The sequence below is a fragment of the Pseudomonas sp. ok272 genome (assembly GCF_900109995.1).
GTDB lineage: Bacteria > Pseudomonadota > Gammaproteobacteria > Pseudomonadales > Pseudomonadaceae > Aquipseudomonas.
The window spans coordinates 1-25,132 of the sequence record NZ_FOCB01000003.1 but is presented as its reverse complement, the minus strand read 5'-3'; the positions used below and the strand labels follow the sequence as shown (position 1 = coordinate 25,132).

General features: G+C 60.7%; 23 protein-coding genes. 19 read left to right on the top strand and 4 right to left on the bottom strand.

Annotated features, from left to right (window positions below):
- Nucleotides 1-32: 32 nt before the first annotated feature.
- Nucleotides 33-371: a hypothetical protein gene (locus tag BMW74_RS05740; RefSeq protein WP_093414933.1), complete on the bottom strand. Its 339-nt coding sequence runs from the start codon at nucleotides 369-371 to the stop codon at nucleotides 33-35.
- 125 nt (nucleotides 372-496) lie between these two features.
- Between BMW74_RS05740 and BMW74_RS05735 the strand changes: the two genes are divergently transcribed.
- The gene (locus BMW74_RS05735; protein WP_093414930.1) at nucleotides 497-961 is read left to right on the top strand and encodes an Lrp/AsnC family transcriptional regulator; all 465 of its coding nucleotides are present in this window, start codon (nucleotides 497-499) and stop codon (nucleotides 959-961) included.
- A gap of 127 nt (nucleotides 962-1,088) precedes the next feature.
- Here BMW74_RS05735 and BMW74_RS05730 read toward each other — a convergent pair whose 3' ends face one another.
- On the bottom strand, nucleotides 1,089-2,456 hold the full coding sequence (locus tag BMW74_RS05730) for a CYTH domain-containing protein (protein WP_093414926.1): 1,368 nt from the start codon (nucleotides 2,454-2,456) through the stop codon (nucleotides 1,089-1,091).
- Nucleotides 2,457-2,612: 156 nt separating this feature from the next.
- Between BMW74_RS05730 and argE the strand changes: the two genes are divergently transcribed.
- The 10 genes from argE (at nucleotide 2,613) to BMW74_RS05680 (ending at nucleotide 13,231) form a co-directional block, all read left to right on the top strand.
- On the top strand, nucleotides 2,613-3,770 hold the full coding sequence (argE, locus tag BMW74_RS05725; RefSeq protein WP_093414923.1) for an acetylornithine deacetylase: 1,158 nt from the start codon (nucleotides 2,613-2,615) through the stop codon (nucleotides 3,768-3,770).
- Nucleotides 3,771-3,984: 214 nt separating this feature from the next.
- Nucleotides 3,985-5,283: an amino-acid N-acetyltransferase gene (gene argA / locus BMW74_RS05720; protein WP_093414921.1), complete on the top strand. Its 1,299-nt coding sequence runs from the start codon at nucleotides 3,985-3,987 to the stop codon at nucleotides 5,281-5,283.
- A 491-nt stretch (nucleotides 5,284-5,774) separates the two neighbouring features.
- Complete coding sequence (locus tag BMW74_RS05715) at nucleotides 5,775-7,142, top strand: OprD family porin (RefSeq protein ID WP_093414918.1); 1,368 nt, start codon at nucleotides 5,775-5,777, stop codon at nucleotides 7,140-7,142.
- A 293-nt stretch (nucleotides 7,143-7,435) separates the two neighbouring features.
- Nucleotides 7,436-8,074 (top strand): peroxiredoxin, encoded by a 639-nt coding sequence (locus BMW74_RS05710; RefSeq protein ID WP_093414915.1) that lies wholly within the window; start codon nucleotides 7,436-7,438, stop codon nucleotides 8,072-8,074.
- A gap of 498 nt (nucleotides 8,075-8,572) precedes the next feature.
- Nucleotides 8,573-9,166, top strand: coding sequence for an NADPH-dependent FMN reductase (gene ssuE, locus BMW74_RS05705; protein WP_093414913.1), 594 nt, complete (start codon nucleotides 8,573-8,575; stop codon nucleotides 9,164-9,166).
- A gap of 88 nt (nucleotides 9,167-9,254) precedes the next feature.
- Entirely contained in the window at nucleotides 9,255-10,220 is a 966-nt protein-coding gene (locus BMW74_RS05700) for a sulfonate ABC transporter substrate-binding protein (protein ID WP_093414910.1), read from the top strand.
- 25 nt (nucleotides 10,221-10,245) lie between these two features.
- Complete coding sequence (gene ssuD / locus BMW74_RS05695) at nucleotides 10,246-11,394, top strand: FMNH2-dependent alkanesulfonate monooxygenase (protein ID WP_093414907.1); 1,149 nt, start codon at nucleotides 10,246-10,248, stop codon at nucleotides 11,392-11,394.
- Nucleotides 11,395-11,402: 8 nt separating this feature from the next.
- On the top strand, nucleotides 11,403-12,191 hold the full coding sequence (gene ssuC, locus BMW74_RS05690) for an aliphatic sulfonate ABC transporter permease SsuC (RefSeq protein ID WP_093414905.1): 789 nt from the start codon (nucleotides 11,403-11,405) through the stop codon (nucleotides 12,189-12,191).
- Entirely contained in the window at nucleotides 12,188-12,994 is an 807-nt protein-coding gene (gene ssuB, locus BMW74_RS05685; protein ID WP_093414903.1) for an aliphatic sulfonates ABC transporter ATP-binding protein, read from the top strand. The genes ssuC and ssuB overlap by 4 nt, the downstream gene beginning before the upstream one ends.
- A 21-nt stretch (nucleotides 12,995-13,015) precedes the next feature.
- A complete protein-coding gene (locus BMW74_RS05680) occupies nucleotides 13,016-13,231 on the top strand; it encodes a TOBE domain-containing protein (protein WP_007967989.1) in 216 nt (71 codons plus the stop codon).
- Nucleotides 13,232-13,432: 201 nt separating this feature from the next.
- Here the strand turns inward: BMW74_RS05680 and BMW74_RS05675 are convergent, their stop codons facing one another.
- On the bottom strand, nucleotides 13,433-14,071 hold the full coding sequence (locus BMW74_RS05675) for a TetR/AcrR family transcriptional regulator (protein WP_093414901.1): 639 nt from the start codon (nucleotides 14,069-14,071) through the stop codon (nucleotides 13,433-13,435).
- A 201-nt stretch (nucleotides 14,072-14,272) separates the two neighbouring features.
- On the bottom strand, nucleotides 14,273-15,649 hold the full coding sequence (locus BMW74_RS05670; RefSeq protein ID WP_093414899.1) for a glutamine synthetase family protein: 1,377 nt from the start codon (nucleotides 15,647-15,649) through the stop codon (nucleotides 14,273-14,275).
- Between the two features lie 278 nt (nucleotides 15,650-15,927).
- On the opposite strand from BMW74_RS05670, the gene BMW74_RS24640 reads away from it, so the two are divergent.
- The 8 genes from BMW74_RS24640 to BMW74_RS05630 all read left to right on the top strand — a co-directional run bounded on the left by BMW74_RS24640 (nucleotide 15,928) and on the right by BMW74_RS05630 (nucleotide 24,748).
- The gene (locus tag BMW74_RS24640; protein ID WP_139208372.1) at nucleotides 15,928-16,377 is read left to right on the top strand and encodes a glutamine amidotransferase; all 450 of its coding nucleotides are present in this window, start codon (nucleotides 15,928-15,930) and stop codon (nucleotides 16,375-16,377) included.
- Nucleotides 16,370-17,728, top strand: a complete 1,359-nt coding sequence (locus BMW74_RS05660) for a glutamine synthetase family protein (protein ID WP_093414893.1) — start codon at nucleotides 16,370-16,372, stop codon at nucleotides 17,726-17,728. The genes BMW74_RS24640 and BMW74_RS05660 overlap by 8 nt, the downstream gene beginning before the upstream one ends.
- A 52-nt stretch (nucleotides 17,729-17,780) precedes the next feature.
- Complete coding sequence (locus BMW74_RS05655; RefSeq protein ID WP_093414890.1) at nucleotides 17,781-19,145, top strand: aspartate aminotransferase family protein; 1,365 nt, start codon at nucleotides 17,781-17,783, stop codon at nucleotides 19,143-19,145.
- Nucleotides 19,146-19,330: 185 nt separating this feature from the next.
- Nucleotides 19,331-20,443 carry a polyamine ABC transporter substrate-binding protein gene (locus BMW74_RS05650; RefSeq protein WP_093414886.1) on the top strand — a complete coding sequence of 371 codons (1,113 nt, stop codon included), beginning with the start codon at nucleotides 19,331-19,333 and terminating at the stop codon, nucleotides 20,441-20,443.
- Nucleotides 20,444-20,631: 188 nt separating this feature from the next.
- Entirely contained in the window at nucleotides 20,632-21,726 is a 1,095-nt protein-coding gene (locus tag BMW74_RS05645) for a polyamine ABC transporter substrate-binding protein (protein WP_093414883.1), read from the top strand.
- 75 nt (nucleotides 21,727-21,801) lie between these two features.
- Nucleotides 21,802-22,944 (top strand): ABC transporter ATP-binding protein, encoded by a 1,143-nt coding sequence (locus BMW74_RS05640; RefSeq protein WP_093414880.1) that lies wholly within the window; start codon nucleotides 21,802-21,804, stop codon nucleotides 22,942-22,944.
- A gap of 35 nt (nucleotides 22,945-22,979) precedes the next feature.
- Nucleotides 22,980-23,861, top strand: coding sequence for an ABC transporter permease subunit (locus BMW74_RS05635; protein WP_175479167.1), 882 nt, complete (start codon nucleotides 22,980-22,982; stop codon nucleotides 23,859-23,861).
- A complete protein-coding gene (locus tag BMW74_RS05630; protein WP_093414876.1) occupies nucleotides 23,858-24,748 on the top strand; it encodes an ABC transporter permease subunit in 891 nt (296 codons plus the stop codon). The genes BMW74_RS05635 and BMW74_RS05630 overlap by 4 nt, the downstream gene beginning before the upstream one ends.
- Nucleotides 24,749-25,132 lie beyond the last annotated feature (384 nt).

Sequence of the window (25,132 nt, the reverse complement as noted above, 5' to 3'; positions counted from 1 at the left end):
ACCCTCGCCCCGGCGGATCGTTGCGAGGTTTTTCAGCCGGCAGCCTGCGCCGGCTCAACCCATTGCGAATCAGCCAGTTGCAGCTCCACCGAGCAGACGCTGATCAGGTTACGAAGTTTTTCCGCGATCACCTGGGCGCGGTGCCAGCTCAACCCCTCGATGACGATGTCGATGGCCAGCAGGTCGTCCTGGCGCGTGGCGTTGACCTGTTGCGGCACCAGGAACTGCAAGGCAAACAGGTTCAGTGCCCGGCACAGCAGGTCCGGTTCGGCTTCGGCCAGCAGTTGGTACTGCACGCGGCAGTGGGCGTTGTTGACGTTCCACACGTCGGCGCGGATAGCGGGGGTTCTGACGGCTTCAAGTGGGGGCATGGTCGGTCTCCAGGTCGATGGAGAAATTTTTACATGCGTTGGCGGGTATTTCTTATCTATGATTGAGATTATCGGCCAAATATCGAATCAATCTATTCTCAATAAGCGGAACATAAGGTTTTTTTATGCATAGCGAGCTGGACGCCTACGACCGACGGATTCTCGCCCTGTTGCAAGAGGACGCTTCGCTGTCCAGTGCGCAGATTGCCGAGCAGATCGGGTTATCGCAGTCGCCGTGCTGGCGGCGCATTCAGCGGATGAAGGATGAGGGGGTGATCCGTGCCCAGGTGACCTTGCTCGATCGCAAGAAAATCGGGCTCAACACGCAGATCTTCGCCGAGGTCAAACTCAACGCCCACGGGCGCTCCAACTTCACCGAGTTCACCGAGGCGATTCGCGGGTTTCCGGAGGTGCTGGAGTGCTATGTGCTGATGGGGGCGGTGGACTTCTTGTTGCGCATCGTCACGGCGGACATCGAGGCCTATGAGCGCTTCTTCTTCGAGAAGCTGTCGATGGTGCCGGGGATTCAGGAGGTCAATTCGATCGTGGCACTGTCGGAAATCAAGTCGACGACGAGTTTGCCGGTCTGAGGCGGTGTGCTGGCTGTTTGGGCCGCTTCGCGAGCAGGCTCGCTCCCACAGTGGGTGTTCAGTGGACACAGATAGGTGTACGACGTGAACCCTGTGGGAGCGAGCCTGCTCGCGAATGCGCTCCTGATTACATACGCAGCAGCATTTTCCACGCACGGTTCTGGTACACCGCGATCGCCTGTTGCTTGCGCGCGTCCAGGGCTTCGTCGGTGATCGGCTCGTTGGCCAGTTGCGCCAGCTTGTTCAACTCGCCGTACAGGCGGTCCATTTCCGGGATGTCGAGGACATGGCGCGCGTGGTGCAGCCAGGCCTGGATGCGTTCGATACGCGGCAGTTGCTCGGCCAGGTCTTCGGGCTGTTGCTGGTAGCGTTGCAGTTGCAGCGAGGTGGCTTCTTCGCCCAGCAGGCGTGGCAGCCAGTTACCCAGTTGCGCGGCGCCCTGGCGATTGCCACGGGTATTACGGTCAGCGGTCCAGGTGCGGGCCAGCAACCAGCGCGAAGCGTTCAGGGAGAACTGGCCCCAGCGCGGGTCTTCGAGTTCCTCGAGGAACTGCTCCGGCGCGGCCTTGCGCACGTCTTCGTCGTCCTGGCCGGCTTGCACCAGTGGGCGCCAGTCTTCGAGCAAGGCATCCAGCGCGATGCGCAAGTCGTGGGTCGATTGACGGGGCGCGGCCTGGCCCAGGCTACCGAGCAGGGCACGCAGCTCGGCAAGGTTCTCGACCCAGTCCTGCAGCAGGCGCCAGTGGCCGTTGAAGCGATACTGCTCGGCCAGGCGTTGGCTGCTGGCCAGCAAGTGCCAGCTCAGGGCGGCGAAGGCGTCGTCCAGCGGCGTTTCGAAGGTCAGCTCCGGGGTTGGCAGGCTCAGCGAATAGCTGTTGGCGTCGAACAGGCGATAACCGCGCTCGGCCTTGCTGATGTCACACGGCATCAGGGCCAGGGTCGCGGCCAGTTCGGCGGCCAGTTCCAGCAGGGCGCTCGGGTCACCTTCGCGCAGTTCCAGTTCCAGCTCGCAGATTTCTTCCTTCTGCTTGCCAACCACCACGTGGCCCAGGTCCAAGGCGGCTTCGATCACCACCTTGGCCTTGCCGCGGCCCCAGGCGATGTCCGCGTATTCGCGGACAAAGTCGGTGGTGAAGATCGGCTTGAGGGTCTTTTTGTCCAGTTCGGCCAATGCTTCAGGCCAGCACTCGCCGTCGAGTTTCTTGATGTCGAGCTTGGCTTTGGGCAGATCCCAGTTGTATTCATTGCGCTCGGACAGGCCGGCGACGCTCTGGCCGCGGGTCTTGAGGGTCTGGATCACCTGCTCGCCGTCGCGACGCAGGCGCAGGGCGACCTTGGCGTGGGCGAGGTCGCGCTCTGGGGTGTCGAAGTACTGGTTCATCAACTCACGGCGTTCCCAGCCATTTTTGTTGCGCTTTTTCAGTAGCGGGTGCTCGCGCAGGGCGGCGAGGGTTTCGCGGCTGACGCGCAGTTTGATTTCGGTTTCTTTGTGCATGGCCGGGGAATCCAGGATCGGGAGCGCAGCCGGGGGATAGGTGGCTGCTTAGGCCGTGCAGTGTACAGCACTCACCCACCCTACGCGCCGCGACGGTTTATTCCGGTCACGCGATGGCCCTATGATGGGCCTCACCTTGGGAAGTGGGAGTCAGCGATGCCTTTGCCATCCATGAAAGATCAGTTCGCTGCCCTGATCGCCGCGCCGTCGGTGAGCTGCACCCAGGCGCACCTGGATCAATCCAACAAGCCTGTGATCGATCTGTTGGCGACCTGGCTCGGCGACCTGGGCTTTGCCTGCGAGATCCAGCAGGTCAACCCGGGCAAGTTCAACCTGTTGGCGACCTTCGGCAGCGGTCCCGGTGGCCTGGTGTTGGCCGGCCACAGCGACACTGTGCCGTTCGATGGCGCCCTGTGGCAGACCGATCCCTTGAAACTGACGGAAGTCGACGGTCGCTGGGTCGGCCTGGGCAGTTGCGACATGAAGGGTTTTTTCGCCCTCGCCATCGAAGCCGTGCTGCCGTTGCTGGACAAACCGTTCAAGCAACCGCTGATGATCCTCGCCACCTGTGACGAAGAAAGCTCGATGGCTGGCGCCCGTGCGCTGGCGGCGGCTGGCCGGCCGTTGGGGCGGGCGGCCGTGATCGGCGAGCCGACGGGGCTCAAGCCGATCCGCCTGCACAAAGGGGTGATGATGGAGCGCATCGACATTCTCGGGCAGAGCGGCCACTCCTCGGACCCGAGCCTGGGCCACAGCGCCCTGGAGGCCATGCACGACGCCATGGGTGAGTTGCGTGGCTTGCGTCTGCTGTGGCAGCGCGAGCACCGCAACCCGCAGTTCAGCGTGCCGCAGCCGACGCTGAACTTCGGTTGTATCCATGGCGGTGACAACCCCAACCGGATCTGCGGCCAATGCTCGCTGGAGTTCGACCTGCGGCCGTTGCCGGGCATGGACCCCAACGCCTTGCGCGAAGCGATCCGGCAGAAGCTGGCGCCGATTGCCGAGCGTCATCAGGTGAAGATCGACTACGCGCCGCTGTTCCCCGAGGTGCCGCCCTTTGAGCAATCGGCAGACGCTGAATTGGTCCGCATCGCCGAGCGACTCTCGGGTCATCGCGCCGAAGCAGTAGCGTTCGGCACCGAAGCGCCTTATCTTCAGCGTCTCGGCTGCGAAACCGTGGTGCTGGGTCCCGGCGACATCGCCTGCGCCCACCAGCCGGGGGAATACCTTGAAATGTCACGTTTGACGCCTACCGTGCATCTACTACGTCAACTGATCGAACATTACTGCCTGACCCCGGTGTCAGCCAGTTGAGATAAAGAACCTGTGGGAGCGAGACCGGCTTGCCGGCAAGCGGTCTCGCTCCCACAAGGACTGCATTCAACTGACAGCATGAATGACCTGTATCCAACCCCGTACTTGAGGAGAGCGCGCGTGTCGCCAAGCCTGTTCCGACGATAACCATCAGCCCGCTGTGCGTTTGCTTCGTCCATTTTTTCGGCTGCTATTTATTACAGGTGCAGGTGTTATGCCCGAATACGTCAATTGGCTTCGTCACGCGTCTCCTTACATCAACGCTCACCGCGATTGCACCTTCGTCGTCATGCTGCCCGGCGACGGCGTCGACCACCCGAACTTCGGCAATATCGTCCATGACCTGGTGCTGTTGCACAGCCTGGGCGTGCGACTGGTGCTGGTCCACGGCTCGCGCCCACAAATCGAAGCCCGTCTCGCCACGCGTGGCTTGATCCCGCATTACCATCACGGCATGCGCATCACCGATGCCGCGACCCTGGAGTGCGTGATCGATGCTGTCGGCCAACTGCGCATCACCATTGAAGCGCGGTTGTCGATGGACATGGCGTCTTCGCCGATGCAGGGCTCGCGCCTGCGGGTGGCCAGCGGCAACCTGGTGACGGCGCGGCCGATTGGCGTGCTCGAAGGCGTCGACTATCACCACACCGGCGAAGTACGCCGGGTCGACCGCAAGGGCATCAACCGCTTGTTGGATGAGCGCTCGATTGTCCTGCTGTCGCCACTGGGGTATTCGCCCACCGGGGAAATCTTCAACCTGGCCTGTGAAGACGTCGCCACTCGCGCCGCCATCGAGCTGGGCGCGGACAAGTTGTTGCTGTTCGGTGCCGAGACGGGGTTGCTCGACGAGAACGGTCGACTGGTTCGTGAACTGCGTCCGCAACAAGTACCGGCGCACCTGCAACGCCTGGGCGCCAACTATCAGGCCGAGCTGTTGGATGCGGCGGCCGAGGCGTGTCGGGGCGGTGTGGGTCGCAGCCACATTGTCAGCTATGTCGAAGACGGCGCGCTGTTGACCGAGCTGTTCACCCGTGATGGTGGCGGTACGCTGGTGGCCCAGGAGCAGTTCGAGTTGGTACGCGAGGCGGCCATCGAGGACGTCGGTGGTTTGCTGGATCTGATCAGCCCACTGGAAGAGCAGGGGATCCTGGTGCGTCGTTCGCGGGAGGTGCTGGAGCGTGAGATCGAGCAGTTCAGCGTGGTCGAGCGCGAAGGGATGATCATTGCCTGCGCGGCGCTGTACCAGATTGCCGACTCGGATGCCGGGGAGCTGGCGTGCCTGGCGGTGAACCCGGAGTACCGCCATGGGCGCCGGGGCGACGAACTGTTGGAACGGATCGAGACCCGCGCCCGCGCCCAAGGGCTCAAAACCCTGTTCGTACTCACCACGCGCACTGCCCACTGGTTTCGCGAGCGTGGTTTTGTGCCGAGCAGTGTCGAGCGCCTGCCCTCGGCACGCGCCTCGCTGTACAACTACCAGCGCAACTCGAAAATCTTCGAAAAACCCCTCTGAGCCAACACGCCAACAGCCTTTGCCCGACATTGGGTGAAGGCTGCTGGCGTGCGCTTGCGTGGATGTCAGAAATATTTCAGCCAATACATAAACTGTAACAATTGGACTGGATGATCCTCGTTCGGCACGATGGCGTCGTTATTGGGATAGAAAACGGCGTAAAAGAACGGCTATTCACGACAATCGATCTAAAAATGCTCTGGTGAATTCCATTCAGTAATTAAGCGCGTTGCCGATACCCTGTGCCTGACCCGGCTCGTGTGGAATTCTATATTCCATAACAGCATTAAAATCTAAGAAATAATTCTTTTTGGGTTTATGGAAAACTCATTAACCTGAACAAACCAATCATGTGGTTAGACCATGGTCGTAGACACGACTTGTTACGATTGACTTGTCGGTCACGGTCTGGCGCTAATCGCGCAACGTTGGAACCGGGGCGTTAGACCCTGGACCAAAGACACAAAAATTAGAAACGAGAGGAGTGATACATGAACAAGTCCAACCTGGCCCTGGCTGTGGCCCTGGGGGTTGTCGCCCAGCAGGCCGGCGCTGCCGGTTTTATCGAAGACAGCAAGGCCACCCTGAGCCTGCGTAACTTCTACATCAACACGGATAACCGCGACAGCGAAGCAGGCAGTGCGGCGAACGTTAAGAATGGGGTACAGAGCAAGAACGAAGAATGGGGCCAAGGCTTCGACCTGCGTTTCATCTCCGGTTACACCCAGGGCACCGTAGGTTTTGGTATTGATGCCATCGGTTTGCTGGGCGTGAAGCTGGATTCCGGCGGCGGCACCAACGGCGCGGCTAACTCCAAGTCTTACGGCGGCACCGTGTTCCCAAGCAAGTCCAACGGCGACGCAGAAGATAACTTCTCCAGCCTGGGTCTGACGGCCAAGGCCAAGATCTCCCAGACCGAACTGAAGCTCGGCACCCTGCAGCCAAAACTGCCGGTGATCGTGACCAACGATGGTCGCCTGCTGCCGCAAACGTTCCAGGGCGGCCAGATCACCTCGAACGACATCAAAGACCTGACCCTGATCGGTGGTCAGATCGAGCAAGCGAAAGGTCGTAACTCCAGCAACAATGAGAACCTCTCCGTTGGTGGTGCAACCGCCCGTGTGGCCAACAGCAACAAGTTCTACTACGCCGGTGGTGACTACAAGATCACCAAGGACCTGACGGCCCAGTACTACTACGGCAACCTGGAAGACTTCTACAAGCAGAACTTCCTGGGGCTGGTGCACAACTGGTCCATCGGTCCTGGTGTGCTGAAGTCTGACTTCCGTTACTTCCACAGCACCGATGACGGCGCCAATGGTTCGAACACGAGCTACTTCAGCAACGGCAACTACGTCGGCAACGTTAGCGGCAAGGGGCCGGTTGATAACAACCTGTTCAGCGGCCTGTTCCTGTACACCGTTTCTGGTCACACCTTCGGTGGCGGTTACCAAGTCAGCAACGGCGACAGCGACTTCCCTTGGCTGAACCAGGGTGATGGTTCGTCGGCTTACCTGACTACTGACATGCAGATTACCAAATTCGGTCGCGCTGGCGAACGCACCTGGCAGGGTCGCTATTCCTACGACTTCGCCAAGCTGGGCGCGCCAGGCCTGACCGCCGGTGTCGTTTACCTGCGCGGTAACAACATCGACACCGTTGGCAACGACAAGAAAGAAAACGGCAGTGGCAATACCGAGTGGGAACGTGACCTGACCGTGGCTTACGTGATTCCTGAGGGCCCGCTGAAAAACCTGGGCCTGACCTGGAAAAACGCCATGTGGCGCAACGACATCCCAGGTCAACGCGACCAGGATGAAAACCGCCTGATCGTCAGCTACTCGATCCCGCTGTTGTAACAGCGCTCGCGTCAGTTGAACTGAAAGCCCCGCCAGGCATTGCGCCGGGCGGGGTTTTTTATTGCCGGAAGGAAAACCCACCCCCGCAGGTGTTCCTTCCATTTCCCTCTTTGTTGCGACAACTCAAGGCCTTCTCGAACCTTGGGTACAGGGTGTGCGCTGTGGGTTCGTGGGTCCAGTGAACAGATTTTTAATATTCAATTTTGATCTAATAAAATAGATATTTATTCTTTTTAATAACTGCTAACCCTAGGCACAGTAAGGCTCATCACGCACTCACCAGGAGCAGCACCATGAGCCTCAGACTTGGCGACATCGCCCCCGACTTCGAACAGGATTCCAGCGCCGGCACCCTTCGTTTTCACGAGTGGCTGGGCGATAGCTGGGGCGTGCTGTTCTCCCACCCGGCGGACTTCACCCCGGTGTGCACCACGGAGTTGGGCTTTACCGCCAAGCTCAAGGACCAGTTCGCCCAGCGCGGGGTCAAGGCCATTGCCCTGTCGGTGGACCCGGTGGACTCGCACCACAAGTGGATCGAAGACATCAACGAAACCCAGGACACCCAGGTCAACTTCCCGATCCTCGCCGATGCCGACCGCAAGGTGTCCGACCTGTACGACCTGATCCACCCCAATGCCAATGACACGCTGACGGTGCGCTCGCTGTTCGTGATCGACCCGAACAAGAAGATTCGCCTGACCATCACCTATCCGGCCAGCACCGGGCGTAACTTCCACGAGATCCTGCGGGTGATCGATTCACTGCAACTGACCGACACCTACAAGGTGGCCACGCCGGCCAACTGGCAGGACGGTGACGACGTGGTGATCGTGCCGTCGCTCAAGGATGAAGACGAGATCAACCGGCGCTTTCCCAAGGGCTACCGCGCGGTGAAGCCGTACCTGCGCCTGACGCCGCAGCCGAACAAGTGAACCATGGGCCGTTATGCTGTGGCTGAAATTGTCTTCGCGGGCAAGCCTTAATGCCAGTCAGTTAAGGCGCCAAACCTGTGGGAGCGAGCCTGCTCGCGAAGACGGCAACACAGCCAACATCTCCGTTGACTGACCTACTGCTATCGCGAGCAGGCTCGCTCCCACGTGGTTTTCGCTTAACTGACTGGCATTAGGGCAAGCCTCGCTCCTACCGTTCGGGTCGTTCACGCGATTGTTACCAAGGAGCGAGGCTTGCCCGCGAAGGCGCCACACCGATCAGCACAGGGCTCAGGGTGCACCCAATCCTCAAAGCAGGGGTTTTTAGGCCGTTTCGACGGCCTTTTTTTATGCGCGGAAGAAATGCTTTCTTATATATCTATAGCGAATAACCAAATGAATAAATATGATTTATGGATATATAAATCGCCTGTTAAGGTCACTTCCAGTACCGCGAGATCGCAAGCCACGAATCGCTAACAACACGCAAGGAATCACGCCATGCTGGTCGTCTCTCTCGGAGGCAGCCCCAGCCAACGCTCCCGTTCCGGGGTGCTGCTGGATCGCTGCCAACGCTGGTTGCAACAACACGGGGTGGAAGTGGTGAGTTACCAGGTGCGGGACTTCCCGGCCGAGGACTTGCTGCATGCACGCTTCGACAGCCCGAAGGTCATTGACCTGCTGCAACAGATTGAAAACGCCGATGGCCTGTTGATCGCCACGCCGGTCTACAAAGCATCGTTCTCCGGCGCGCTGAAAACCGTGCTGGACCTGCTGCCCGAACGTGCCCTGAGCCACAAGGTAGTCCTGCCGATGGCCACGGGTGGCAGCATCGCCCACATGCTGGCGGTGGACTACGCGCTCAAGCCGGTGCTGTCGGCGCTCAAGGCCCAGGAAATGCTCCAGGGGATCTTTGCCGAAGACGCGCAGATCGCCTACGGCGAAGGCAGCGTCCCGGCCAGGTTGGCGCCGGAGTTGGCGCAACGCTTGAGCGAGGCCCTGGAGCAGTTTTTCAGCGCCATGGCCCGTCATCCCAAGCCACTTGATCCACAGTGGTTGAATGACCGTTTGTTGAGTGCTCGCTGGAGCATTTAACGTATTTTTTAGTTTGAAAACTGGCCTTACTCAGCCGCTAACGGCTTAGCAGGTGCAGCCACAACCCCACTGCAAATAGGAGAGCGCCATGCGCCCTGTCATTTTGCGTCGCGGTCTGGTCGCTCTGTTTGTTGCGGCTGTGTCCTTCGGCGCCACTACTCAAGCCCAGGCCGAGACCTTGCGAATCGGCTATCAAAAGTACGGCACCCTGGTGCTGCTCAAAGCCAAAGGCACCCTGGAAAAAAGCCTCGCCGCCCAAGGCGTCGACGTGCAATGGACCGAGTTCCCCGGTGGTCCGCAACTGCTCGAAGGGCTGAACGTCGGCTCCATCGACTTCGGCGTGACCGGCGAAACCCCGCCGGTGTTTGCCCAGGCCGCTGGCGCTGACCTGGTCTACGTCGCCTACGAACCGCCCGCGCCGCAAAGCGAAGCGATCCTGGTGCCTAAAGATTCGCCGATCCAATCGGTGCACGACCTCAAGGGCAAGAAGGTCGTGCTCAACAAGGGCTCGAACGTGCACTACCTGCTGGTGCGCGCCCTGGAAGACGCCGGCCTCACGTACAGCGACATTCAAACCGTATTCCTGCCTCCGGCCGATGCCCGTGCGGCGTTCGAGCGCGGCAGCGTCGACGCCTGGGTGATCTGGGACCCGTACCAGGCGGCCGCCGAACAGCAACTGCAAGCCCGCACCCTGCGTGACGCCACAGGCCTGGCCGACAACCATCAGTTCTACCTGGCCACCCGGCCGTATGCGCAACAACACCCGGCCGTGATCAAGACCCTGATCGATCAGGTGCGTGACGTCGGCGAGTGGTCCAAGGCCAACCCGCAAGAGGTGACCCAGCAGGTGGCGCCGCTGCTCGGCCTGCCCGCCGACATCACCCTGGCCTCGGTGAAGCGCCAAGGCTACGGCGCGCACTTCCTGACCCCGCAAGTGGTCGCGGCGCAGCAGAAAATCGCCGACAGCTTCTACCAGCTCAAGTTGATCCCCACGCCGCTGAGCATCAAAGACGTGATCTGGACCCCGCCGGCCACCGTTGCCACTGCGCCCTAATTCGATCCCCCAAGGAGACCACTCCATGAGCCTCAATATTTTCTGGTTCCTGCCCACCCACGGCGACGGCCATTACCTTGGCACCGCCGAAGGTGCCCGCGCCGTTGACCATGGCTACCTGCAACAAGTCGCCCAGGCGGCGGATCGTTTGGGCTTTGGCGGGGTGCTGATCCCCACCGGACGCTCCTGCGAGGACTCGTGGCTGGTGGCCGCGTCGCTGATCCCGGTGACCCAGCGCCTGAAGTTTCTGGTTGCCCTGCGCCCCGGGATCATTTCCCCGACGGTGGCGGCGCGCCAGGCGGCGACCCTGGATCGTTTGTCGGGTGGTCGTGCGCTGTTCAACCTGGTGACCGGGGGTGACCCGGAAGAACTGGCCGGCGATGGCTTGTTCCTGAGCCACGAAGAACGCTATCAGGCCTCGGTGGAGTTCACCCGGATCTGGCGGCGGGTGCTGGAAGGCGAGACGGTGGACTACGACGGCCAGCACATCAGTGTGAAGGGTGCCAAGTTGCTCTATCCACCGATCCAGCAACCGCGTCCGCCGCTGTACTTCGGTGGTTCCTCGGACGCGGCGCAAGACCTGGCTGCCGAACAGGTGGAGATGGTGCTGACCTGGGGCGAGCCGCCGGCGGCGGTGGCCGAGAAGATCGCGCAGGTGCGGGCCAAGGCCGCGAAGCTGGGCCGCACCGTGCGATTTGGCATCCGCCTGCACGTGATCGTGCGTGAGACCAACGCCGAAGCCTGGGCGGCGGCGGACCGGTTGATCTCGCACCTGGACGACGACACCATTGCCCGGGCCCAGGCGTCCCTGGCGCGCTTTGACTCGGTGGGCCAGCAACGCATGGCCGCCTTGCATGGCGGGCGCCGCGACAACCTCGAAGTCAGCCCCAACCTGTGGGCCGGCGTCGGGCTGGTGCGCGGCGGTGCGGGCACGGCGCTGGTGGGCGACGGCCCGACCGTGGCCGAGCGGGTCAAGGAGTACGCGGCCCTGGGCATCGACACCTTCATTTTCTCCGGCTACCCGCACCTGGAAGAATCGTACCGCGTCGCCGAGCTGCTGTTTCCCCACCTGGACGTGGAGCGTCCCGAGTTGCCCAAGGGCGCCGGTTACGTCAGCCCGTTCGGTGAGATGGTGGCCAACGACATCCTTCCCAAAGCTGCGTCCCAGAGCTGAGGCGCGCCATGAACAAGCAAACGCTTATCCACAACCTCGCGCCCTGGGCCTTGCCGGTGTTGTTGCTGGCGGTGTGGCAGCTCTCGGTGTCGGCGGGCTGGTTGTCGACACGCATCCTGCCGGCCCCCAGCGCGGTGATCGAAGCGGGTGTGCAGCTGGTGCGCAGCGGCGACATCTGGAAACACCTGGCCATCAGCGGTTGGCGCGCCGGTGTCGGCTTTGTCATCGGTGGCGGCATCGGCCTGGCGCTGGGCTTCATCACCGGCCTGTCGACGTGGGGCGAACGCCTGCTCGACAGCTCGGTGCAGATGATTCGCAACGTGCCGCACCTGGCGCTGATCCCGCTGGTGATCCTGTGGTTTGGCATCGATGAGTCGGCGAAGATTTTCCTGGTGGCGCTGGGCACGCTGTTCCCGATCTACCTGAACACCTACCACGGCATTCGTAATGTCGACCCGGCCTTGGTGGAGATGGCGCGCAGTTATGGCTTGAGCGGGTTCAGCCTGTTCCGCCAGGTGATCCTGCCCGGTGCGCTGCCTTCGATTCTGGTCGGCGTGCGCTTTGCCCTGGGCTTCATGTGGTTGACGCTGATCGTCGCCGAAACCATCTCCGCCAGCTCCGGCATCGGCTACCTGGCGATGAACGCCCGGGAGTTCCTGCAGACCGACGTGGTGGTGCTGGCGATTGTGCTGTACGCCGTGCTGGGCAAGTTGGCGGACCTCGCGGCCCGTGGGCTTGAGCGGGTGTGGTTGCGCTGGCATCCGGCCTATCAAGTGACCAAGGCAGGTGCCGCATGACCGCTCAACAACCGCCGCGCCTGCTGCGCGGGATCCCGCTGGCGTCACGCAAGCTGCAAAAGACCTTTGGGGCGCGGCACGTGCTGCGCGAAATCGACCTGCACATCCCGGCCGGGCAGTTCGTGGCGGTGGTGGGGCGTAGCGGCTGCGGCAAGAGCACCTTGCTGCGCTTGCTCGCCGGCCTCGATCAGCCCACTGCCGGCGAGCTGTTGGCCGGCTCGGCACCATTGAGTGAAGCCCGGGAAGATACACGCCTGATGTTCCAGGAAGCGCGCCTGCTGCCCTGGAAAAAGGTCATCGATAACGTGGGCCTCGGGCTCAAGGGCCATTGGCGTCAACAGGCGCTTGAGGCCCTGGACGCAGTGGGCCTGGTCGACCGTGCCGATGAATGGCCGGCCGCCCTGTCGGGTGGACAGAAGCAGCGGGTGGCGCTGGCCCGGGCGCTGATCCACAAGCCGCGCTTGCTGTTGCTCGATGAACCGCTGGGCGCGCTGGATGCCCTGACCCGAATTGAAATGCAGCAACTGATTGAACGCCTGTGGCAGCAGCATGGCTTCACCGTGTTGCTGGTGACCCACGACGTCAGCGAAGCGGTGGCGATTGCCGACCGGGTGTTGCTGATCGAAGAGGGCGAGATCGGCCTGGACCTGCACGTCGAACTGCCGCGCCCTCGGGTACGCGGCTCCCATCGACTGGCGGCGCTGGAAACCGAAGTGCTCAACCGTGTGCTGTCCCTGCCGGGCATCCCGCCCGAGCCGGAACCTGTTTCACCCCTGCCCACGCAGTTGCGCTGGGCTCAATAACGCCACGACAGGAATCGACCCATGACCATTAAAGCCATCAACGTGCGCAACCAATTCAAAGGCTCCATCAAGGAAATCGTACTCGGTGACGTACTGTCGGAAATCGACGTGCAGACCGCCTCCGGTATCGTCACGTCAGTGATCACTACCCGCTCGGTGAAAGAGCTGGAACTGGCGGTCGGCAGTGAAGTGATCGCCTTTGTGAAGTCCACCGAGGTGTCGATCGCCAAGTTGTGATCGATGCGTTCCACACCGCCCCGGACGGCGTGAGCCCTTCGGGGCTTTTTGTGGGCGTGAGTCAGTGAGTTCGGTGGTGCGACATTCGCGAGCGGGGTCGCTCCCACGAGGAGTCCCGATTAGATGCAGAATCTGTATTCACCCACGATCCTTGTGGGAGCGAGCCTGCTCGCGAAGAGGCCCGCATGATCGCCGCAGGAGTCAGCTTGAGTGAGCGCGCTTGGGCAAATACGGCGGCAAATACAACCCAAGGTAAGCATCGAACACCCGCATCCCTTCCTCGGCCATGCGCGGGGTGATCTGCCCGTGTTGTTGCACCGAACGGGCGTAGACGCGATCGCCCAGTTCCATGGCCAGAGCGAACACGTCGACATCCTTGGGCAGGGTCGGCAGCTCGAAGTGCTGGTTGAAGAGTGTGTGCATCAGGTCGCCCAGCTCGATGTCGTGCTGGCGGTCGGCCTGGGTGACTTCGGTCAGGCCGTGCTGGGCGAGGATCAACTGGCGGGCGGCGGCGTCTTCGTCATAGATGTCGAGCATGCGTTGCTCCACCAGCCGCGACAGGTCACGCCAGCCGTTGAGGGCCTGGGGATCGATGGGCGCTTGCAGGCAGGCGCGGAACGCGGCGTGGACGTCGGCGGTCAAGGCTTCGAGCAGGGCCGGGACACTGGCGAAGAAGTGATAGACCGACGACGGCGGAATCTCGGCGCGTTCTGCCACGCTGTAGATCGACAGGCTAGCCACGCCCTCGGCGGCCAGCAGCGTGCGGGCGGCATCGAGGATCGAGTCGATCCTGGCCTGACTGCGTGCGCGGGGTTTGCGTGGGGTGGCGGGGCGGGTCATCGGTGTCTCCTACAAGGCAGCGGGCATTGTACGAGGCGGGTTGGGTGTTGTCTTGTCGAGCGCTTTGGCGAGCAGGCTCGCTCCCACATTTGACGCGCACTCCCCTGTGGGGGCGAGCCTGCTCGCGAATCGCCGCAGGCGGCCATAAAAAAACGCCGTGGGCTGAGGCAGCCCACGGCGTTTTTTCAAGCTGCAATCCGCTTACACGGTGTGCAGGTACCAGTTGTACTCAAGATCGGAGATGGAGTGTTCGAACTCCTCCAGCTCGCTCTCTTTACAGGCCACGAAGATATCGATGTATTTCGGGTCGATGTACTTGGCCATGACTTCGCTGTCGTCCAACTCGCGCAGGGCATCACGCAGGTTGTTCGGCAAGCTTTGCTCGTTCTGCTCGTAGCTGTTGCCTTCGACCGGTGCGCCGGGCTCGATCTTGTTGACCAGGCCGTGGTGCACACCTGCCAGGACCGAAGCCATCAGCAGGTACGGGTTGGCGTCGGCGCCGGCAACGCGGTGTTCCAGGCGGACCGCGTCGGAGGAGCCGGTCGGTACGCGCACGGCAACGGTACGGTTGTCCAAGCCCCAGCACGGCGCATTCGGCACGTAGAACTGTGCACCGAAACGACGGTAGGAGTTGACGTTCGGGCAGAGGAAAGCCATCTGCGCCGGTAGGGTCTCGAGCACACCGCCGATCGCGTGACGCAGTGCGGCGTTCTGCTCGGGATCCTCACTGGCAAAAATGTTCTTGCCGTCTTTATCAAGGATCGAAATGTGCACGTGCAGACCATTGCCCGCCTGGCCTGGGTAAGGCTTGGCCATGAACGTGGTGTCCATCTCATGGTCGTAGGCGATGTTCTTGATCAGGCGCTTGAGCAGTACCGCGTAGTCGCAGGCCTTGATCGGGTCGGCCACGTGGTGCAGGTTCACTTCGAACTGCGCCGGGGCACTTTCCTTGACGATGGCGTCAGCCGGGATGCCTTGCTCTTTCGCACCTTCCAGGATGTCCTGGAGGCAGTCGACGTATTCGTCGAGGTCGTCGATCAGGTAGACCTGGGTCGAGTGCGGGCGTTTGCCGGAGATCGGCGAGCGCGGAGGCTGTGGCCGGCCATTCACGTTCTCCTGGTCGATCAGGTAGAACTCAAGCTCGAATGCGGCGCAGATGGTCAGGCCCAGTTCATCGAACTTGGTCACGACTTGTCGCAGGACTTCGCGCGGGTCGGCGAAGAAAGGTTCACCTTCAAGTTCGTGCATGGTCATTAACAGTTGCGCGGTAGGGCGCTTCTGCCAAGGTTCATTGCACAGGGTGTCGGGGATTGGATAGCAGATTCGGTCAGCATCGCCGATGTCCAGGCCCAGGCCGGTGCTTTCCACCGTCGAACCATTGATATCCAGGGCAAATAGGGAGGCCGGCAGGTTGATGCCTTTCTCGTAAACCTTGTGGAGGCTGGTGCGTTCGATGCGCTTGCCGCGCACCACACCATTCATATCCGCAATCAGAAGGTCAACGTACAGAACCTCAGGATGTTCCTTAAGGAACGCGTTCGCTTCGTTGAGCTGAACGGCACGCGGGGGTACCGACATGATGCAACACCTTTGTTGTTAAAAATATCAATCATTGATCTTTTCGGATTCCAGTCAACCCGAACGGCCTGCCGAAGTCAAGCGAGGCCTTTTTTGCCCTAAAAAAGCGCCGCTGGGGCTTTTTTGGGGCAGTTTGGGGCGTTTTTTCACCTTTGGGCATCTTGCCGTCCGCAAGCTTGAGCGGGCCGTGTTGTATTTTTTACGGGGGTGTTGTGTAAAAAAATGAACAAGGCTAAGCTCGAATCAAACCCATAACAGCAATAATACCGGGGTGTTTCATGTATCGCCTGCCGTTAATCGGCATCGCCGCCTGCCCAGTCCAGGCCGGTCTGTATGCATATCACATCAGTGGCGACCAGCACGTCCGCGCGATGGCCACCGAGGCCAGGAGCCGGTTTTCGATGCTCCCGTTCCCTTCTGGACAGCGCGTCCTGCCCGATATTATTGACGGTCTGGCGGCCAGGCTGTTTACCGTTTGCCCCACCAATATAGAACCTTTTAAGGTGCACAGTCTTGTCTGTGTGCCGGGCCGTGCTCATGATTCTGCACGCCGTGGCGCCTTTGCAGGCAAGACCATTGCTTTGATTGCGCAGGGACGGCCGGATTCTCGAACACGTTCACATGCCAATGCCCATGCGCCGACCAGGCGCAAACCATGCGACGCGGATGCGTCCAAACACCTGAGCCCTTTCGCTCCGGTAACCAAGCCCAGAGGCATTTATGAGTAACAACCTCGACCAGCTCACCGATTGGTTGAAAGACCACAAGATCACAGAAGTCGAATGCATGATCGCCGACTTGACCGGGATCACCCGGGGCAAGATCTCGCCGACCAACAAGTTCATTGCCGAAAAAGGCATGCGCCTGCCCGAGAGCGTGTTGTTGCAGACCGTGACCGGCGACTATGTCGAAGACGACATCTATTACGAACTGCTCGACCCGGCCGACATCGACATGATCTGCCGCCCGGACGAAAACGCGGTGTTCCTGGTGCCGTGGGCCATAGAGCCGACGGCGCAGGTGATCCACGACACCTACGACAAACAGGGCAACCCCATCGAGCTGTCGCCGCGCAACGTGCTCAAGAAGGTACTCAAACTCTATTCCGACAAGGGCTGGCAGCCGATCGTGGCGCCGGAAATGGAGTTCTACCTGACCAAGCGCAGCGACGACCCTGACTATCCGCTGCAGCCGCCCATCGGTCGCTCCGGTCGTCCGGAAATCGGTCGCCAGTCGTTTTCCATTGAAGCGGCCAACGAATTCGACCCGTTGTTCGAAGACGTCTACGACTGGTGCGAGCTGCAAGAGCTGGACCTCGACACCCTGATCCACGAAGACGGCACGGCGCAGATGGAAATCAACTTCCGTCATGGCGATGCGCTGTCCCTGGCCGACCAGATCCTGGTGTTCAAGCGCACCATGCGTGAAGCGGCGCTCAAGCACGACGTGGCGGCCACGTTCATGGCCAAGCCAATGACCGGCGAGCCGGGCAGTGCCATGCACCTGCACCAGAGCATCATCGACATCAACACCGGCAAGAACGTCTTCTCCAATGAAGACGGGACCATGAGCCAACTGTTCCTGCATCACATCGGCGGCTTGCAGAAGTTCATTCCCGAACTGCTGCCGCTGTTCGCACCCAACGTCAACTCGTTCCGCCGCTTCCTGCCGGACACCTCGGCACCGGTGAACGTGGAGTGGGGCGAAGAAAACCGCACCGTGGGCCTGCGCGTCCCGGATGCCGGGCCACAAAACCGTCGGGTGGAAAACCGCCTGCCGGGGGCCGATGCCAACCCGTACCTGGCGATTGCCGCGAGCCTGCTCTGCGGTTACATCGGCATGGTCGAAGGCATCAATCCAAGCGCACCGGTGGTTGGGCGTGGTTACGAACGGCGCAACCTGCGCTTGCCGTTGACCATCGAAGACGCACTGGAGCGCATGGAAAACAGCGCCACCATCGAGAAGTACCTGGGCAAAAAATTCATCACTGGCTACGTCGCGGTCAAGCGGGCCGAGCATGAAAACTTCAAGCGCGTGATCAGTTCGTGGGAGCGCGAGTTCCTGCTGTTCGCGGTCTGACACGCCGAGTGCGGCCTGAACCGCCGCACTCTCACCTCACTAGGAGAACTTTATGAGCAACAACAACCCGCAAACCCGTGAATGGCAAAGCCTGAGCAACGATCACCACCTGGCGCCGTTCAGTGACTTCAAGCAGCTCAAGGAGAAGGGTCCGCGGATCATCACCCACGCCAAGGGCGTGTACCTGTGGGACAGTGAAGGCAACAAGATCCTCGACGGCATGGCGGGCCTGTGGTGCGTGGCGATCGGTTACGGTCGCGATGAACTGGCCGATGCCGCCAGCAAACAGATGCGCGAGCTGCCGTACTACAACCTGTTCTTCCAGACCGCGCACCCGCCGGTGCTGGAGCTGGCCAAGGCCATCGCCGACATCGCGCCAGCCGGCATGAACCACGTGTTCTTCACCGGTTCCGGCTCTGAAGGCAACGACACCATGCTGCGGATGGTTCGCCACTACTGGGCGATCAAGGGCCAGCCGAACAAGAAAGTCATCATCAGCCGCAAGAACGGCTACCACGGTTCGACCGTGGCCGGCGCCAGCCTGGGCGGCATGACCTACATGCACGAACAGGGCGACTTGCCGATCCCGGGCATCGTGCACATCGCGCAGCCGTACTGGTTCGGTGAAGGCGGCGACATGACCCCGGAAGAATTCGGCGTCTGGGCGGCCAACCAGTTGGAACAAAAGATTCTTGAAATCGGTGTCGACAACGTCGGCGCCTTTATAGCCGAGCCGATCCAGGGAGCCGGTGGCGTGATCGTTCCGCCAGACAGCTACTGGCCGCGCATCAAGGAAATCCTCGCCAAGTACGACATTCTGTTCGTCGCGGACGAGGTGATCTGTGGTTTCGGTCGTACCGGTGAGTGGTTCGGTAGCGACTTCTATGACCTCAAGCCCGACATGATGACCATCGCCAAGGGCCTGACCTCGGGCTACATCCCGATGGGTGGCCTGATCGTGCGTGACGAAGTGGTCGCGGTATTGAACGAAGGCGGTGACTTCAACCACGGCTTTACCTACTCCGGGCACCCGGTGGCGGCAGCGGTGGCACTGGAAAACATCCGTATCATGCGCGACGAGAACATTATCGGGCGTGTTCACGAAGAGTCGGCACCGTATTTGCAGAAGCGTTTGCGTGAACTCAACGATCACCCGTTGGTGGGTGAAGTTCGTGGGGTCGGGATGTTGGGCGCCATCGAACTGGTGCAGGACAAAGCCACGCGCAAGCGTTACGAAGGCAAGGGGGCGGGCATGATCTGCCGGCAGTTCTGCTTCGACAACGGGCTGATCATGCGTGCGGTGGGCGACACCATGATCATTTCTCCGCCACTGGTGATTACACCGGCAGAGATCGACGAGTTGGTGACCAAGGCGCGTAAGTGCCTGGACCTGACCCTGAGTGCATTGCAAGGCTAAGTGCTAGGCTCTGGGCGCACGTTCATGGTTCGCTACGAACGTAGGGATTTTCGCCCAGACAAATCAGAAAACTTGGCCTTTCCTTGAAAGACCGACATAGATCTTGCCAGACTAGCCGCCGTTCACGTTGCCAGGCTTGGGCCGTTGAACACGTGGTTCAAAAAAGCATATTTGGAGCATTACGCATGAAGGCACTCGGTAAAACGCTCGCTGGCAAGACCCTCCTTGCCATGTCCATGATGGGCCTGATGGCTGGCGCGGTTCAGGCCGATGACAAGGTCCTGCACGTCTACAACTGGTCTGACTATATTGCCCCGGACACCATCGCCAACTTTGAGAAAGAGTCGGGGATCAAGGTGGTGTACGACGTATTCGACAGCAACGAAACCCTGGAAGCCAAGCTGCTGGCAGGCAAGTCCGGCTACGACATCGTCGTGCCGTCGAACAACTTCCTGGCCAAGCAGATCAAGGCCGGCGTTTACCAGAAGCTGGACAGGTCCAAGCTGCCGAACTGGAAGAACCTCAACACCGATCTGCTCAAGGCGGTTTCGGTCAGCGACCCGGGCAACGAGCACGCTTTCCCGTACATGTGGGGCTCGATTGGTCTCGGCTTCAACGCCGAGAAGGTCAAGGCTGCGCTGGGTGCCGATGCGCCGACCAACTCCTGGGACCTGATCTTCAAGCCTGAAAATGCCGCCAAGTTGAAGTCGTGCGGGATCAGCGTACTGGACTCGCCAACCGAGATGATTCCGGTGGCGCTGCACTACCTGGGTTATCCGACCGATAGCCAGGACAAAAAGCAATTGGCCGAAGCCGAAGCACTGTTCATGAAAGTGCGTCCTTCGATTGGTTACTTCCACTCCTCCAAGTACATCTCCGACCTGGCCAACGGCAACATCTGCGTGGCAGTCGGCTACTCGGGCGATGTCTACCAGGCCAAGTCCCGCGCGACTGAAGCCGGTGACAAGGTCAAAGTCAGCTACAACATTCCCAAGGAAGGTGCTGGCAGCTTCTACGACATGGTCGCCATCCCTAAAGATGCCGAGAACGTCGAGGGCGCCTACAAGTTCATGACCTTCCTGCAGAAGCCTGAAGTCATGGCCGAGATTACCAACGCCGTGCGCTTCCCGAACGGTAACGCCGCTGCAACCCCACTGGTCGACAAAGACATCACCAGCGACCCGGGCGTTTATCCACCGGCGGATGTACTGGCCAAGCTGTACGCGATTGCCGACTTGCCGGCCGCGACCCAGCGGATCATGACCCGCAGTTGGACCAAGATCAAATCCGGTAAATAAGCCGGTTTGAGACACTGACCTGATGCCGTCACCCTCCCGGGCGGCAGCATCAGGATCAATTAAATGACAGAAAGTTTTGCTGGATCGGTTGTTCGAGGGTAAGTTGCGCGCCGGTTTTGTTGCCGGGCAGCCATGGCTGTCATGCAGCGCTGGGCAACTTGGGCCCAACTATTTAAGAGGACCTCCACGTGCCAATTTCTTTGTTTCGCAACGCCATGCTGGTCGGCGCTGGCCTGACACTCGCCTTGAGCGTGCAAGCTGCCGAGACCGTGCATATTTATAACTGGTCGGACTACATCGGTCAGACCACCCTGGCAGATTTCCAGAAAGCCACTGGCATCAAGCCGGTGTATGACGTGTTCGACTCCAACGAGACCCTGGAAGGCAAGTTGCTGGCCGGGCGTACCGGCTATGACGTGGTCGTGCCGTCCAACCACTTCCTGGGCAAGCAGATCAAGGCCGGGGCGTTCCAGAAGCTCGACAAGTCACAGTTGCCCAACTATTCCAACCTGGACCCGGTGCTGCTCAAGCGCCTGGAACAGAACGACCCGGGCAACCTGTACGCCGTACCGTACCTGTGGGGCACCAACGGCATCGGCTACAACGTCGACAAGGTCAAGGCCGTGCTGGGCGTCGACAAGATCGATTCCTGGAGCGTGCTGTTCGAGCCGGAAAACATCAAGAAGCTGCACAGCTGTGGTGTCGCGTTCCTCGATTCGGCTGACGAGATGATGCCCACGGTCCTCAACTACATGGGCTTGGACGCCAACAGCACCAACCCCGAGGACTACAAAAAGGCTGAGGCCAAGCTGCTCAAGGTCCGGCCCTACGTGACCTACTTCCACTCCTCCAAGTACATCGGCGACCTGGCCAATGGCGACATCTGCGTGGCCATCGGCTTCTCGGGCGACATTTTCCAGGCCAAGGCGCGTGCCGCCGAAGCGGACAAGGGCGTGAACATCGCCTACGCGATCCCGAAAGAGGGCGGTGCGCTGTGGTTCGACATGCTGGCGATTCCCAAGGATTCGAGCAACGTCAAGGAGGCGCATGCCTTCATCAACTACTTGCTCAAGCCTGAAGTGATTGCCCAGGTCAGCGACTACGTGGGCTACGCCAACCCGAACCCCGGTTCGGACTCATTGATGGAGCAATCGATTCGTGAAGACGAGTCGGTCTATCCACCACAGGCAGTCCTCGACAAGACCTACGTGTCGGTCGAGTTGCCGCCCAATATCCAACGCTTGATGACCCGTAGCTGGACCAAGGTCAAGTCGGGTAAGTAACCAGTGACACAGGCTCAAACTATCCAAGGTTCGCCTGCATTGGGCGATCTGCAAATTTTGTTGGGAGTTTTGTAAATGGCAGTTGCCTCCGGCGCCTATAAGAAAGCCCTCGAGGGCGACCAGACACCGAAACAGGTGTTGGTCAAAATCGACCGGGTCACAAAAAAGTTCGACGAGACGATTGCCGTGGACGATGTGTCCCTGGAAATCAAGAAAGGCGAAATCTTCGCCTTGCTCGGCGGTTCGGGGTCGGGTAAGTCGACCTTGCTGCGCATGCTCGCCGGGTTCGAGCGGCCGACCGAGGGGCGTATTTTCCTCGACGGCGTGGACATCACCGACATGCCGCCGTACGAGCGGCCGATCAACATGATGTTCCAGTCGTATGCCCTGTTCCCGCACATGACCGTGGCGCAGAACATTGCCTTCGGCCTCAAGCAGGACAAGATCCCGACGGCCGAAGTCGACGCGCGCGTCACCGAGATGCTCAAGCTGGTACAGATGAGCCAGTACGCCAAGCGCAAGCCGCACCAGTTGTCCGGTGGCCAGCGCCAGCGGGTGGCCCTGGCGCGTTCGTTGGCCAAGCGTCCGAAGTTGCTGCTGCTCGACGAGCCGATGGGTGCCCTGGACAAGAAGCTGCGTTCGCAGATGCAACTGGAGCTGGTGGAGATCATCGAGCGCGTCGGCGTGACCTGCGTCATGGTGACCCACGACCAGGAAGAGGCCATGACCATGGCCGAGCGCATCGCGATCATGCACCTGGGCTGGATCGCCCAGATCGGCAGCCCGATCGACATCTACGAAACCCCGACCAGCCGCCTGGTCTGCGAGTTCATCGGTAACGTCAACATCTTCGAAGGCGAAGTGATCGACGACGCCGAAGGCCACGCGACCATCACCTGCAAGGACCTGGATCGCCAGATCTACGTGGGCCACGGCATCAGTACCTCGGTGCAAGACAAGTCGGTGACCTACGCCATTCGCCCGGAAAAACTGCTGGTCACCGCCGAGATGCCGACCTGCGAGTACAACTGGTCGACCGGCAAGGTGCACGACATCGCTTACCTGGGCGGTCACTCGGTGTTCTACGTCGAACTGCCAAGCGGCAAGCTGGTGCAGTCGTTCGTGGCCAACGCCGAACGTCGCGGCCAGCGTCCGACCTGGGGTGACCAGGTCTACGTGTACTGGGAAGACGACAGCGGCGTGGTACTGCGCTCATGAACATGGCCAAGCTCAAACGCCAACTCAGTCGAATAATTCCCGGTGGCCGTCATGTGGTCATCGGGGTCCCGTTCATCTGGCTGTTCCTGTTCTTCATGCTGCCGTTCTTCATCGTCCTGAAGATCAGCTTCGCCGAAGCCGACGTGGCCATCCCGCCGTACACCGAGATCTACAGCTTCATCGACCAGAAGCTGCAGCTGATGCTCAACCTCAGCAACTACGCGATGCTGGGCGACGACGAGCTGTACATCGCCGCCTACCTCGGCTCGTTGAAGATGGCGTTTTTCAGCACCATCCTCTGCCTGCTGATCGGCTACCCGATGGCCTACGCCATCGCCAGTGCACGCAAAGAGATGCAGACCGTGCTGGTGCTGCTGATCATGATGCCGACCTGGACCGCGATCCTGATCCGCGTATATGCGTGGATGGGCATCCTCAGCAACAACGGCCTGCTCAATGGCTTCCTGATGTCGATGGGCTTTATCAACGAGCCGCTGCAGATCCTCAACACCAACCTGGCGGTGTACATCGGCATCGTCTACTCGTACCTGCCGTTCATGATCCTGCCGCTGTACGCCAACCTGGTGAAGCACGATCACAGCTTGCTGGAGGCCGCATCCGACCTGGGTTCGAGCACCTTCAACAGCTTCTGGAAGATCACCATTCCACTGTCCAAGAACGGCATCATCGCCGGCTGCATGCTGGTGTTCATCCCGGTGGTGGGTGAGTTCGTGATCCCGGAACTGCTGGGTGGTCCGGAAACCCTGATGATCGGTAAAGTGCTGTGGCAAGAGTTCTTCAACAACCGTGACTGGCCGGTGGCGTCCGCGCTGGCGGTGGTGATGCTGGCGATCCTGATTGTGCCGATCATCCTGTTCAACCGCAGTCAGGCCAAGGAAATGGAGGGTAAAGAATGAAACGCTTCCGTTTCTCCAGCCTGATGCTGGTAGTGGGCCTGTTGTTCATCTACCTGCCGATGCTGATCCTGGTGATCTACTCGTTCAACGCCTCCAAGCTGGTGACGGTGTGGGGCGGTTGGTCGATCAAGTGGTACGTGGGCCTGCTGGACAACACCCAACTGATGGGCTCGGTGGTGCGCTCCCTGGAAATCGCCTGCTACACCGCGATTGCCGCGGTGGCGCTGGGCACCCTGGCGGCGTTCGTCCTGACCCGCGTGACCCACTTCAAGGGCCGCACGCTGTTCGGCGGCCTGGTGACGGCACCCTTGGTGATGCCCGAAGTGATCACCGGTCTGTCGCTGTTGCTGCTGTTCGTGGCCATGGCGCAGATGATCGGCTGGCCGCAGGAACGCGGTCTGGTGACCATCTGGATCGCCCACACCACGTTCTGCGCCGCCTATGTGGCGGTGGTGGTGTCGGCGCGCTTGCGTGAACTGGACCTGTCCATCGAAGAGGCGGCCATGGACCTCGGTGCACGGCCGTGGAAGGTGTTCTTCCTGATCACCATCCCGATGATCGCGCCGTCGCTGGCCGCGGGCGGCATGATGTCGTTCGCCCTGTCGCTGGATGACCTGGTACTGGCCAGCTTCGTGTCGGGCCCGGGCTCCACGACCTTGCCGATGGAAGTGTTCTCGGCGGTGCGCCTGGGTGTGAAGCCTGAGATCAACGCCGTGGCCAGCCTGATCCTGCTGGCGGTGTCGATCGTGACCTTCCTCGTCTGGTTCTTCAGCCGTCGCGCTGAAGAAAACCGCAAGCGCGCGATCCAGCAAGCCATCGAAGAAAGCGCAGCCGACTCCTGGAAACAACCGGACGTGCGCCGGGCCCAGGCACCGGAAGTGGCGTAAGGCAAGTAGTGGGGTGACCACGCTTTAGTGGTCAACCCCAACACCCTGTGGGAGCGAGCTTGCTCGCGATAGCGGTGGTCCATTCAACATCGATGTTGACTGAGCCACTGCTATCGCGAGCAGGCTCGCTCCCACAGTCGTTTATGCGTCGGGCGCAGGTGCTTGGGGATGCCGGGTGGTGTGAGGTTGCCTGATCGTTCTGTGTTGCGGATGCGGGCCGGTTCGCGGGCAAGCCTCGCTCCTACAGTTGGCCGGTGTGAACACAGTGTATGTGATCGACACAGCCCCTTGTGGGAGCGGGCTTGCTCGCGAAGGCGTCGGGTCAGTCAACATTGATGTCGGCTGGCAGATTGCATTCGCGAGCAAGCCCGCTCCCACGGTAGT